This window comes from Streptomyces sp. NPDC059455, from assembly GCF_042750115.1.
GTDB lineage: Bacteria > Actinomycetota > Actinomycetes > Streptomycetales > Streptomycetaceae > Streptomyces > Streptomyces endocoffeicus.
Genome location: NZ_JBHYVB010000337.1, coordinates 5698 through 8106, shown reverse-complemented (window position 1 = coordinate 8106; position 2409 = coordinate 5698). Strand labels below are relative to the sequence as shown.

The window sequence follows — 2409 nt, the reverse complement described above, 5'->3', positions numbered from 1 at the left end:
GTGTCCCCCTCAGACATGAGGATGAAGTCCATACCGACCCTTCCGACGAATGTTAGTGAGCGATAACGTAGGTCGTAGCCCAGCCCAGGTCAAGGTCGCAAATCTGTTAGGTATTGGTAACTTCGTGGGGTTGGCCAGGTGCGCACAGGAAGAGGAGACCCCACCATGAGTGAGTTGCGGATTGAGCATTTGACCTCGTCTGATATCGCGGAAGCCATGGCGAGGGGTATGCGTACGGCGATCTTGCCGCTGGGTGCGACGGAGCAGCATGGCGCGCATCTACCGCTGTCCGTCGACAGCGATCATGCTGACCGGCTGGGTGTCCTTGTCGCCGAGCGGCTTGGCGACGCGCTTGTGCTTCCGACGGTGCGGATCGGTTGTTCTGCGCACCACCTGGGGTTCGCCGGGACACTGTCCCTGCAGGCCGGTACGCTCGAGGCGATCTGCGCAGACTGCTGCGAGAGTCTTGCTGTGCACGGGTTCCGTCGCGTTGCGATCTTCTCGGCGCACATCGGCAACTACCCGCTGCTCAAAGACATCGAATCAAGGCTTGCCGAGCGGCTTTCCTGCGACCTAGATGTCATCGCCTACTCAGACTCGACAGCAGTCCTCCAAGCGTGGCGCTCCGCAGCCCAGCAGGTCGCCGGCCTCGCCGACCACGTCGGAGGCCATGCCGACGTCGCGGAAACTTCGATCATGCTGGCTGTGCGGCCCGAGGTGGTGCGAAACGATCGAGCTGCTGCGGGCTTCACCGGGTCGATGAACGATGAACTACTGGCTCGCGTATTCACGGACGGCGTGAGAGCAGTCGCTCCCAACGGAGTGCTTGGCGACCCGAAGGGCATGTCGTCTGAACTGGGATTTTCATGTCTAAACGCCGTAGCCGACCTGATCGCTGCCCATGCAGTGGCACGTTATCAGCCGCTCACTTAAGGTAGGTACTAGTAGGACTCCGTTAGGTCTTTGCGTCGGTTGTGTTCAGCTGCATGGTGGGTGTGTGGATGCACATGAAGTGAACCGTGTTCGGGCGTCGTTGGCGTTGTTCGTGGCGGATGTGTTCGCCTCGATGCCGCGGAAGGACCAGCGGGCCAAGAGCGACTGCTATCTGCGGGGGCTGATGCTGGAGGGCCGCCGCAAGTCGGTCCACATGGCCTCTCGGCTGCCGGACGGCAATGAGCAGAACCTGCAGCAGTTCGTGAACCAGTCGCCGTGGGATCCGGTGCCGGTGCGGCGGCGGATCGCGGAGCGGATGGTGCTGCGGATCGTTCCGGATGCCTGGGCAGTGGACGACGTGTCCTTCCCCAAGGACGGACGGATGTCGGTCGGTGTCGGGCATCAGTACTGCGGTGCGCTGGGCAAGCAGGCGAACTGCCAGGTCGCCATCAGCGTGCACGCGGTGTCCGACACGGCCTCGTGCCAGGTACTCGGTGGACTACTCAACGAGTACCACACCACGCCACTCCGATTGCCTCACCATCGACAGGGAACGCCCAGCTCAGCAGCCTGATCGGAATATTGACACCCTTCAGGGCAGCGGCACATACCGCACGGATGCTTCTGGGCGGGTTTGCGTGTCGGCGGCGTGCAGGCCGCCGTAGCGGTCCTTCCACACCCACACCGTGATCGTGTTGGACTGCTCTGCTGTTCCGGTGCCCGCGTTCGCGCGCGGCTTCGACGACACCGGGTCCTTCCCCACAGTCCGTGCAGGAGCCGTCGGGGCGGGCGCCAGCCTGTGCGTGTTCTGCACGCTTTACCCAGCGGTCGATCTCCTGGTGCTGGGACGCGGTGACGTACTTGCCTGCCTTGGCCGCCTCTTCGACGAGCAACTGCACCTGGCTGTACAGCGTCGCTTTCGACATGTGGCGCCGCGGACGGTGTCGCAGATCTCTCAGGACCCGGCGCACCGTCTCGAAGGCGGCCCGTGCGGTCAGCTCCGCCAACTCCTCTTCTGCCCGTTCCATGGCTCGCTCTGCGTTCGCGGCCTCCTGCACTCGGGTCTGCGCGACCGCGAAGTCGGCGGCGGCGCCCGCGATCCTGTCCTCGTCCTCGGCCCGGTCGTGCGCGGCGGTCGCGTTGGCGCGGGCCAGCAGTTCTCGGGCCAGCTGGACATTCCGGGTCGTGACGGCCTCGTCCAGGCGCGCGAACAGTCGCCCCCCTCTGATCGACAGCTGTTTCACCGGCGCTCGCCCGACACTGACTCGCCATCCGACAACACCCCGAGGAGATCAGTAGACAAGTGTCGGGGGGGGGGCGGGGCGGGCGCCCCCCCCCGGGGGTGGGGGGGGTTTTTGGCGCCCCCGCCGTCGGGGGGCGGGGTGTTGGGGGCGTCCCCCAATTCGCGGCTGGGGGGGGGTCGGGGAAAGCAGCCCGCGCAGGCGTCACGACCCGCCGGACACCCCCTAACGACTG

Annotated in this window: 3 protein-coding genes; 2 read left to right on the top strand and 1 reads right to left on the bottom strand. The window is 65.3% G+C overall.

The annotated features are described in order from the left end of the window. The first annotated feature begins 165 nt into the window (after positions 1–165). Positions 166–933, top strand: a complete 768-nt coding sequence (locus ACFXB5_RS51345; protein WP_385222435.1) for a creatininase family protein — start codon at positions 166–168, stop codon at positions 931–933. 64 nt (positions 934–997) lie between these two features. Further along, positions 998–1507: a transposase gene (locus ACFXB5_RS51340; protein ID WP_385222432.1), complete on the top strand. Its 510-nt coding sequence runs from the start codon at positions 998–1000 to the stop codon at positions 1505–1507. On the opposite strand, the gene ACFXB5_RS51335 is transcribed toward ACFXB5_RS51340, so the two are convergent. Then, a complete protein-coding gene (locus tag ACFXB5_RS51335) occupies positions 1437–2177 on the bottom strand; it encodes a hypothetical protein (protein WP_385222429.1) in 741 nt (246 codons plus the stop codon). The two genes, ACFXB5_RS51340 and ACFXB5_RS51335, sit on opposite strands and share 71 nt — an antisense overlap. Positions 2178–2409 lie beyond the last annotated feature (232 nt).